General features: G+C 65.3%; 9 protein-coding genes. 6 read left to right on the top strand and 3 right to left on the bottom strand.

Features of this window, described 5'->3' with window-relative positions:
* Nucleotides 1-144: 144 nt before the first annotated feature.
* A complete protein-coding gene (locus tag HLG70_RS13475) occupies nt 145-756 on the top strand; it encodes a glutathione S-transferase (RefSeq protein ID WP_171663240.1) in 612 nt (203 codons plus the stop codon).
* 81 nt (nt 757-837) lie between these two features.
* Here HLG70_RS13475 and HLG70_RS13480 read toward each other — a convergent pair whose 3' ends face one another.
* The 3 genes from HLG70_RS13480 to gcvA all read right to left on the bottom strand — a co-directional run bounded on the left by HLG70_RS13480 (nt 838) and on the right by gcvA (nt 3,794).
* On the bottom strand, nt 838-1,656 hold the full coding sequence (locus HLG70_RS13480) for a sulfite exporter TauE/SafE family protein (RefSeq protein WP_171663241.1): 819 nt from the start codon (nt 1,654-1,656) through the stop codon (nt 838-840).
* Nucleotides 1,657-1,741: 85 nt separating this feature from the next.
* Complete coding sequence (mnmA, locus tag HLG70_RS13485) at nt 1,742-2,860, bottom strand: tRNA 2-thiouridine(34) synthase MnmA (RefSeq protein ID WP_171663242.1); 1,119 nt, start codon at nt 2,858-2,860, stop codon at nt 1,742-1,744.
* A 7-nt stretch (nt 2,861-2,867) separates the two neighbouring features.
* Entirely contained in the window at nt 2,868-3,794 is a 927-nt protein-coding gene (gene gcvA, locus HLG70_RS13490; protein ID WP_171663243.1) for a transcriptional regulator GcvA, read from the bottom strand.
* A 237-nt stretch (nt 3,795-4,031) separates the two neighbouring features.
* Between gcvA and HLG70_RS13495 the strand changes: the two genes are divergently transcribed.
* From HLG70_RS13495 to HLG70_RS13515, 5 genes are all read left to right on the top strand, one after another.
* Nucleotides 4,032-5,021: a Bug family tripartite tricarboxylate transporter substrate binding protein gene (locus HLG70_RS13495; RefSeq protein ID WP_171663244.1), complete on the top strand. Its 990-nt coding sequence runs from the start codon at nt 4,032-4,034 to the stop codon at nt 5,019-5,021.
* Nucleotides 5,022-5,088: 67 nt separating this feature from the next.
* Entirely contained in the window at nt 5,089-5,964 is an 876-nt protein-coding gene (locus tag HLG70_RS13500) for an N-formylglutamate amidohydrolase (RefSeq protein ID WP_171663245.1), read from the top strand.
* Nucleotides 5,965-6,172: 208 nt separating this feature from the next.
* The gene (locus tag HLG70_RS13505) at nt 6,173-7,291 is read left to right on the top strand and encodes a Re/Si-specific NAD(P)(+) transhydrogenase subunit alpha (protein WP_171663246.1); all 1,119 of its coding nucleotides are present in this window, start codon (nt 6,173-6,175) and stop codon (nt 7,289-7,291) included.
* 3 nt (nt 7,292-7,294) lie between these two features.
* Entirely contained in the window at nt 7,295-7,612 is a 318-nt protein-coding gene (locus HLG70_RS13510; RefSeq protein WP_006388447.1) for an NAD(P) transhydrogenase subunit alpha, read from the top strand.
* Complete coding sequence (locus HLG70_RS13515; protein ID WP_171663247.1) at nt 7,609-9,048, top strand: NAD(P)(+) transhydrogenase (Re/Si-specific) subunit beta; 1,440 nt, start codon at nt 7,609-7,611, stop codon at nt 9,046-9,048. Before HLG70_RS13510 ends, HLG70_RS13515 begins: the two co-directional genes overlap by 4 nt.
* The last annotated feature ends 46 nt before the right edge of the window (nt 9,049-9,094 follow it).

Below are 9,094 nucleotides of genomic sequence, written 5' to 3' on the forward strand. Positions count from 1 at the left end.
AGCTACGGATGGGAAAACCCGACGATTTTATCATCCGGGCGCGCGCAACATTGTGGCAAACTGGCGAAGATTCCGGCCACCGGACGATTCGACGCCATGCGGCCTGCTATACTTCGGCCGCTTTCCGACTCCGCTTGTGACTCCATGAAACTGATCGGCTCGCTTACCAGTCCATACGTACGCAAAGTGCGTATCGTCATGGCCGAGAAAAAGCTGGATTACCGGCTTGAACTCGAAAACGTCTGGTCCGCCGACACGCAGATCCAAACGTACAATCCGCTGGGCAAGGTGCCCTGCCTGGTCATGGAAGATGGCGGCGCCCTGTTTGATTCGCGCGTCATCGTCGAATACCTGGACACCTTGTCTCCCGTCGCCCGCCTGATTCCTCAGCCGGGGCGTGACCGTGCGGCCGTCAAATGCTGGGAAGCCATCGCCGATGGCCTCCTGGACGCTTGCGTGGCCATCGTCAAGGAAAACCAGCGCCCCGAGGTTCAACGCAGCCCCGAGTGGATCGAACGTCAGTTCAGCAAGATCCACGCCAGCCTCGATGCCATGAACAAGAGCCTGGGCGACAACGCCCACTGCATGGGCATCAACTACAGCCTGGCCGACATCGCCGTCGGCTGCGCGCTGGGCTACCTGGACCTGCGCTTCGCCTCGCTGGACTGGCGCGCCGGCCAGCCCAACCTGGCCCGCCTGTACGAAAAGCTGTCCCAACGGCAATCGTTCATCGACACCATCCCCAAGACCGCCTGACGGTCCTGGACAGGCGCCCGGCAGCCCCGGGCATCCGCAACTGGCCGCTTTCCGCGGCCAGTTTTCTTTTCCCGCCCCCGCTCAAGCCGAAAAGGTCTGCCAGGCCTTGAACAGCATGTACCCGGCCAGGGCGAACAGCAGGCACGCGAAAACCCGCTTCAAGGTCTGCACCGGCAATCGGTGCGCCATGCGCGCGCCCAGCGGAGCCGTCAGCACGCTGGTGCATACCAGCGCCACCAGCGCGGGCCAATAGATGTAGCCCAGCATGCCCGGACGCGACACGCTCTCGTTCAAGCCCGACACCACATAGCCCACGCTGTTGGCCAGCGCAATGGGAAAGCCCAGCGCGGCCGAGGTCGACACCGCGTTAAGCAGGGTCACGTTGCACCAGACCATGAAGGGCACGGACAGGAAGCCGCCGCCCGCGCCCACCAGTCCCGACAGGAAGCCGATGCCGGCCCCCGCCGCGCTGGTGCCCGCGATGCCCGGCATCTGGCGGGAGGGTTTGGGCTTCTTGTTGCGCAGCATGCTCCAGCCGGAATAGCCCACGAACAGCGCAAAGAACAGCGACAGCCACAAGGTGCTCAGCGCGGCGAAGACCGCGCCACCCGACACCAGGCCGCCGACGATGATGCCCGGCGCCATGGCCGCCACGATGCCCCACTTGATCGTGCCACGCTGCTGGTGGGCCCGCACGCTGGATATCGAGGTGAACAGGATCGAGGTCATCGATGTCGCGATCGCCGCGTGCACCACCAGTTCGGGCGGCATGCCCTGCCAGGCAAACAGCATGGTCAGAAAGGGCACCAGCAGCATCCCTCCCCCTATGCCCAGCAGGCCCGCGGCAAATCCCACCACGGCGCCCAACACCAGCAGGCAAATCACCATCGTCACATCCACATCCATCTCCTCTCTTTATTGTCATGAACAAGGCCCCTCGGGTAGTGTTCCGGGGGGCCTTGATTGGGGGGCAACGCGGCATCGTCTACAGGATGATGCCGCCGCCCAGGCAAACCTCGCCATCGTATAGCACGGCCGACTGGCCGGGCGTTACCGCCCATTGCGGTTCGGTGAAATCCAGCGCGAACGCGCCGTCCGCAGCCTGGTCCAGGCGGCATGCCGCATCGGCCTGGCGATAGCGCGTCTTGGCGCCATAGCCGCCCAAGGCCGGCGGATGGCCCGCGACCCAGCTGGCGTCCTGCGCCCGCAGGCTGCCCGAAAGCAACCAGGGGTGATCATGCCCCTGCACCACGTAGAGGATATTGCGCTCCAGGTCCTTGCGCGCCACGTACCAGGCCTCGGCCGTGCCGTCTTCGCGCTGCCGCCCCTTCACGCCGCCCACGCCCAGCCCCTTGCGCTGGCCCAGCGTATAGAACGACAGGCCTTCGTGACGGCCGACCTTCTGCCCTTCGGGCGTCATGATCGGACCCGGCTCGGTCGGCAGGTAGCGGTTCAGGAACTCGCGGAACGGCCTCTCGCCGATGAAGCAGATCCCCGTGGAATCCTTCTTGGCGGCATTGTGCAGGCCGATCTCGTGGGCGATGCGCCGCACCTCGGTCTTGTGGATCTCGCCCAGCGGGAACAGGGTGCGCGACAGCTGCGCCTGGTTCAGGCGATGCAGAAAGTAGCTCTGGTCCTTGGAAGCATCCAGGGCCTTGAGCAACTGGAACTGCGTGCCGCCGCCGTCGGCCGGCACTTCGCGCACGCGCGCATAGTGACCCGTGGCGATGTGCTCGGCGCCCAGCGCCATGGCGTGGTCCAGGAACGCCTTGAACTTGATCTCGGCATTGCACAACACGTCCGGATTGGGCGTGCGGCCCGCGGAGTACTCGCGCAGGAACTCCGCGAACACGCGGTCCTTGTATTCAGCGGCAAAATTGACGAATTCGAATTCCACCCCGACCAGATCGGCCACGCTGGCCGCGTCCAGCAGATCCTGGCGGGTGGAGCAGTATTCGGAATCGTCGTCGTCTTCCCAGTTCTTCATGAACAGGCCGACGACCTCGTAGCCTTGCTGCTTGAGCAGCCAGGCGGTGACCGAAGAATCGACCCCGCCGGACATGCCGACGACGACGCGGCCTTTCTTGGTGGATATTTGACTCATGATGGGACTATTTTAGATTGGACTGGGCATCTTCCCGCGGCTGGGGCTCCGCGGCCCGCGACACCTCCATCAGCCAGGCCCGGAAGGCCTGCAATGTGGGAAGGTTGGCCTTTTGCTCCGGATAGCACAGGTAGTAGCCCATGCGGGCCCGGATCGGCAACTGGATGGCGATGGCCAGCTTGCCGTCGCGCAGCTCGTCCTCGATCAGGCAACGGGGAATCAGCGCCACGCCGAAGCCTGCCGCCGCGGCCTGCGACAGCAGCGCGTACTGGTCGAAGCGCGCGCCTTCCAGGCTGCGCCGGGTATCGCAGCCGGCCTGCTCGAACCAGTCGCGCCAGCCATCCAGGGCCGAGGTGTGGTGCAGCAGCGGATAAGCCAGCAGGGCCTCGGGCGACTCGCAGCCGCCCGGGATCAGACGCGGACTGCACACGGGCAGGATCTCGCGGCCGACGATATAGTCCGCGCCGCTGCCCGGCCAGAGGCCCTCGCCAAAACGCACCGCGGCGTCCAGTTCGGGCGTGGAAAAGTCATAGCCCTGGCGGTGCGGCAGGAATTCCACGTGGATATCGGGGCGCAGGCGCATGAAGGCCGTCAGGCGCGGGATCAGCCACCGTGCACCGAAGGTCGGCATACAGGTCAGGTTGAGCGTGCCGCCCTGCCCCTGGTGCGCGATCAGCTCGACGGTGGCGGCCTCGATCTGCCCCAGGCCGGCCTGGATCTTGGTCAGGTAGCTGCGGCCAGCCTCGGTCAGGACCAGGCCTTGCCTGATCCGCAGGAATAGTTCGACGCCAACGAACTCCTCCAAATGTTTCACCTGTTTACTGACCGCCCCCTGCGTCACGCACAGTTCCTGGGCGGCGCGGGTAAAACTGCTGTGCCGGGCGGCAACTTCAAACGCCTGAAGATCCGTTAAAGAGGGACAGAAACGCCGCATCTGTAGTCCCCACGCTCACCGTGGGGCTCCCTGCCGCAATGGGCTTGGTGCTGGCGCGAGCGCAACGGGAAACGTTACACAAAAGTAACGCCAAATCCGGCCCGGCCAAAAAGAGGTATGAAAAAAAGTCATAGCTTACGGAGAAACTTTCGTTTGCGCAAACAGGGCCGCCAGGAAAGAATCGTTGCGTTTGCGTCTGCCATTGCGCATCCGCTTTCCAATTTATTAGGGGAATCCATGCAACGCCGTAATGTAGTACTGGGCCTGTGTGTCGCTGCCGCGACCCTCGCCACGCCGCTGATCTCGGGTATCGCGCACGCTGAAGACGCGTATCCGAGCAAGCCCATCCGCCTGATCGTTCCCTTCCCGCCCGGCGGCACCACCGACATCGTCGGCCGCCTGTTCGCGGACAAGCTGGGCAAGGAACTGGGCCAGACCGTCGTGGTGGAAAACCGCGGCGGCGCGGGCGGCTCGATCGGCAGCGCATTTGTTGCCAGCAGCGCGCCGGACGGCTATGTCCTGGGTATCGCCACCGTCAGCACGCACGGCATCAACCCGGCCATCTACCCGAACCTGCCGTTCGATGGCGAGAAGGATTTCACGCCCATCTCGAACCTGGCCGCCGTGCCCAACATCATGACCATCAACCCGAAGGTCCAGGCCAAGAACATGGCCGACTTCATCAAGCTGGCCAAGAGCCAGCCGGGCAAGCTGACGTATGCGTCGGCCGGCAACGGCTCGGTCTCGCACATGATGGGCGAACTGTTCAAGATGGCTTCGGGCACCGACCTGATGCACGTGCCCTACCGCGGCGTGGGCCCGGCGCTGAACGACGCGCTGGCCGGCCAGGTCGACGTCATGTATGACAACCTGCCCTCCACGCTGCCGCACGTCCAGTCCGGCCGCCTGATCGCCATGGCCGTCGCCGCGCCCAAGCGCGTGTCCTCGCTGCCCGACGTTCCCACGTTCGCCGAAGCCGGCCTGCCGGCCGTGAACGACGCGTCCTGGTTCGGCCTGGTCGCCCCCGCCAAGCTGCCCGCGCCCGTCCTGGCCAAGCTCAACGCCGCCGTCCAGAAGGTCAGCGCCGAAGCCGACGTCAAGACGCGCCTGGAAGCCCTGGGCGCCGCCCCGGCCGCCAACTCCTCGGCCGAATTCGGCGCGCAGATCTCGGCTGAAATCGCCAAGAACAAGCGCATCGCCAAAGAAGCCAACGTGAAGATCGACTAAGCGGTCTTCGGTCCTCGCGCTCCGAAGGCGCGCGAGGACCTCCGATTCACGAACGCAATACCTCTATATGCGAATTACCCAACCCCTGTCTTACCGGCTCGACCTTCCGCAGCAATATCCGGATTCGGAATCCTCGGCCCCGCTCGTGCTGGACTCCCCGCACAGCGGCACAGCCTACCCCCCCGATTTCGCGGCCGCGGTGGACTTTGGCGCGTTGCGCACTGCCGAGGACACCTGGGTTGACGACCTGTGGGGCGACGCCATGGAAATGGGCGTGCCGATGATTGCCGCCGCCTTCCCGCGCGCCTACATCGACGCCAACCGCGCGCCCGACGAGATCGACGAACTGCTGCTGGACCAGGCCTGGCCCGATGCCATCAACGCCTCGCCGAAGGTCAAGCTGGGCAAGGGCCTGATCTGGCGCATGCTCGATGACGGCACGCCGCTGTACAACCGCAAGCTGACGGTCGAAGAAGTCCGCCATCGCATCGACGCCTGCTGGAAGCCCTACCACGCCGCGCTGGGCCAGGTGCTGGACAACGCCCACCGGAAGTTCGGCAAGGTCTGGCACATCAACTGCCATTCCATGCCCAGCGTCGCCGGCGCCTTCGCCACCGACCGCCCCGGCCTGGTCCACCCGGACTTCGTGCTGGGCGACCGCGACGGCAGCACCAGCGACCCGGCCTTCCGCGAGTTCATCGCGGCCTGGCTGCGCGAGCGCGGCTACGACGTCACCGTGAATGATCCCTACAAGGGCGTGGAACTGGTGCGCGCCTTCGGCCGCCCCGAAGAAGGCCGCCACAGCCTGCAGATCGAGATCAACCGCAAGCTCTACATGGACGAAGTCACGCTGCGTCCCACCGAAAACTATGGCCGCCTCAAGGCCGATCTGCGCGACCTCACCGCCGCGCTGATCCTCTGGACTCGCGCGCAAACGGCCTGACGCCGGACGTTTGCGTGCAGGTGCCGGCCAGCGGCGTGGTAAGTCTGGCCGGAGCAAGTGGGTTGCAAAACCCGAGCCCCATGGTTCGCCATGGGGCTTTTTTTTTGCCTGGCCGCCGCGCCCGGGAGCCACATGCGCGCCAAGCGGGTGCAGCCTGGGGCACACATTCCGTGTATAACTACGGCGAACCTTCTGAGGAGAGGCGTCGATGCACATCGGGATACCAAAAGAAACCCGAGACGGGGAAACCCGTGTCGCAGCAACACCAGAGACCGTCAAGAAGTACGTAGGCGGCAAGCACACAGTCGTCGTGGAGCGCGGAGCAGGCAGCGCGGCCCGCTATCTTGACGACGCCTATGAAGCAGCGGGCGCCACGCTCGGTTCCGCCCAGGACGCCCTGGGCGCCGAACTGGTCATGAAGGTTCGCGCGCCCGACACGGCCGAACTGCCGCACATGAAGCCGGGCACCGTGGTCGTCGGCATGCTCGATCCCTTCGATGCCGAAGGTCTTGCGCAGATGGCCGGCGCAGGACTGGTCGGCTTCGCGCTGGAGGCCGCTCCCCGCATCACTCGGGCCCAAAGCCTGGACGTGCTGTCGTCGCAGGCCAACCTGGCCGGCTACAAGGCCGTGCTGCTGGCCGCCCATCACTATGGCCGGCTGATTCCGATGATGATGACCGCCGCCGGCACCTTGAAGGCCGCGCGCGCCGTGGTGCTCGGCACCGGCGTGGCCGGCCTGCAGGCCATCGCCACGGCCAAGCGGCTGGGTGCGGTGGTCGAGGCCTCCGACGTGCGCCCCGCCGCTCGCGAACAGGTCGAATCGCTGGGCGCCAAGTTCATCGACGTGCCCTTCGAAACCGACGAAGAACGCGAAATCGCGCAAGGCACGGGCGGCTATGCCCGGCCCATGCCGCCCGCCTGGATGGCCCGTCAGGCCGCGCTGGTGTCCGAACGCTGCAAGCAGGCGGACATCGTCATCGCGACCGCGCTGATTCCCGGCCGGCCCGCCCCCACGCTGGTTTCCGCGGAGACGGTCGCGGCCATGAAGCCGGGCTCGGTGCTGGTGGACCTTGCGGTCGAACGCGGCGGCAACTGCCCGCTGTCCGAAAAAGGCCGGATCGTCGAAAAGCACGACGTGACGATCATCGGGCTGACCAATCTGCCCGGCCTGGTCGCCACCGATGCCTCGGCGCTCTATGCGCGCAACATCCTGGATTTCCTGAAGCTCATCATCAATGCGGACGGCGCGCTGGCGATCCAGCGCGACGATGAAATCGTGGCGGCCTGCCTGGTGTGCGAAGGCGGCAATGTGACGCGGAGAACCTAGAACATGGAAGCGATCAACCCCACTCTGATGAACCTCATCATCTTCGTGCTGGCCATCTATGTCGGCTATCACGTGGTGTGGAACGTCACCCCCGCGCTGCACACGCCGCTGATGGCGGTGACCAACGCCATTTCCGCCATCATCATCGTGGGCGCGATGCTGGCGGCCGCGCTGACCGAGGGCGGACTCGCGCGCGGCATGGGCGTGTTCGCCGTGGCCCTGGCCGCCGTGAACGTATTTGGCGGCTTCCTCGTGACGCGGCGCATGCTTGAGATGTTCAAGAAAAAGGACAGGAAGCCGGCCAAGGAGGAAGCGAAATGATCTCGCTGAACCTGGTCACCCTGCTGTATCTGATCGCCTCGGTCTGCTTCATCCAGGCGCTCAAGGGACTGTCCCATCCCACCACCTCGCGCCTGGGCAATGCCTTCGGCATGGCCGGCATGGCGATTGCCGTGCTGACCACGGCCGCGCTCATCATCGGCCTGGCGCGCAGCGGCACGGCCACGATCGGGCTGGGCTGGGTCCTGCTGGGCCTGCTGGTGGGCGGATCCGTCGGCACGCTGATGGCCAAGCGCGTCGAAATGACGAAGATGCCCGAGCTGGTCGCTTTCATGCACAGCATGATCGGCCTGGCGGCCGTCGCCATCGCGGTGGCCGTCGTGGCCGAACCGCATGCCTTCGGCATCGTCCCGATCGGCATCCCCATCCCCACCGGCAACCGATTCGAGCTGTTCATCGGCACCTTCGTGGGCGCGATCACGTTCTCCGGCTCCGTCATCGCCTTTGGCAAGCTGTCGGGCAAGTACAAGTTCCGGCTGTTCCAGGGCGCGCCCGTCGTGTTCCCCGGGCAGCACATGCTGAACCTGGCGCTGGCCCTGCTGATGCTGGCTTGCGGCATCTGGTTCATGCTCACGCAAGAGTGGACGCCCTTCGTCATCATGACGATCATCGCCTTCGTGCTGGGCGTGCTGATCATCATCCCGATCGGCGGCGCGGACATGCCGGTCGTGGTGTCGATGCTGAACAGCTATTCGGGCTGGGCGGCGGCGGGCATCGGCTTTTCGCTGAACAACCCCATGCTGATCATCGCCGGTTCGCTGGTGGGTTCGTCCGGCGCCATTCTGTCCTACATCATGTGCAAGGCGATGAACCGGTCGTTCTTCAACGTGATCCTGGGCGGCTTTGGCGGACAGGCCGGCGGCGGCGCGGCAGCCGGCGACGGTCAGCAGCGCAGCGTCAAGTCGGGCAGCCCCGACGATGCGGCCTTCCTGATGACCAACGCCGAAAGCGTGACGATCGTGCCCGGCTACGGCCTGGCGGTGGCGCGCGCGCAGCACGCGCTAAAGGAGCTGGCCGAAAAGCTCACCGCCCGCGGCGTGACGGTCAAGTATGCAATCCACCCGGTAGCCGGACGCATGCCGGGCCACATGAACGTGCTGCTGGCCGAGGCCGAAGTGCCTTACGACCAGGTCTTCGAAATGGAAGACATCAACAGCGAGTTCGGGCAGACCGACGTGGTGCTGGTGCTGGGCGCGAACGACGTGGTCAACCCCGCCGCCAAGAACGACCCGAAGTCGCCGATCGCGGGCATGCCCATCCTGGAAGCCTACAAGGCGCGCACCGTGATCGTGAACAAGCGCTCCATGGCCTCGGGCTACGCCGGACTGGACAACGAGCTGTTCTACATGGATCGCACGATGATGGTCTTTGGCGATGCCAAGAAGGTGCTGGAAGACATGGTCAAGGCCGTAGAGTAAAGCTCCTCTCGGCAAGGACTTGCCGCCCCCTCCCAGGGGGCGTTTT

It is taken from the genome of Achromobacter deleyi, assembly GCF_013116765.2.
In the GTDB taxonomy this organism is placed as follows: domain Bacteria; phylum Pseudomonadota; class Gammaproteobacteria; order Burkholderiales; family Burkholderiaceae_B; genus Achromobacter; species Achromobacter deleyi_A.

What these genes read in the sequence shown, in the direction of transcription:
- gcvA (WP_171663243.1), bottom strand. Translation starts at nt 3,794, where the DNA reads ATGCGGCGTTTCTGTCCCTCTTTAACGGATCTTCAGGCGTTTGAAGTT.
- HLG70_RS13510 (WP_006388447.1), top strand. Translation starts at nt 7,295, where the DNA reads ATGGAAGCGATCAACCCCACTCTGATGAACCTCATCATCTTCGTGCTG.
- HLG70_RS13500 (WP_171663245.1), top strand. Translation starts at nt 5,089, where the DNA reads ATGCGAATTACCCAACCCCTGTCTTACCGGCTCGACCTTCCGCAGCAA.
- HLG70_RS13495 (WP_171663244.1), top strand. Translation starts at nt 4,032, where the DNA reads ATGCAACGCCGTAATGTAGTACTGGGCCTGTGTGTCGCTGCCGCGACC.
- mnmA (WP_171663242.1), bottom strand. Translation starts at nt 2,860, where the DNA reads ATGAGTCAAATATCCACCAAGAAAGGCCGCGTCGTCGTCGGCATGTCC.
- HLG70_RS13505 (WP_171663246.1), top strand. Translation starts at nt 6,173, where the DNA reads ATGCACATCGGGATACCAAAAGAAACCCGAGACGGGGAAACCCGTGTC.
- HLG70_RS13475 (WP_171663240.1), top strand. Translation starts at nt 145, where the DNA reads ATGAAACTGATCGGCTCGCTTACCAGTCCATACGTACGCAAAGTGCGT.
- HLG70_RS13515 (WP_171663247.1), top strand. Translation starts at nt 7,609, where the DNA reads ATGATCTCGCTGAACCTGGTCACCCTGCTGTATCTGATCGCCTCGGTC.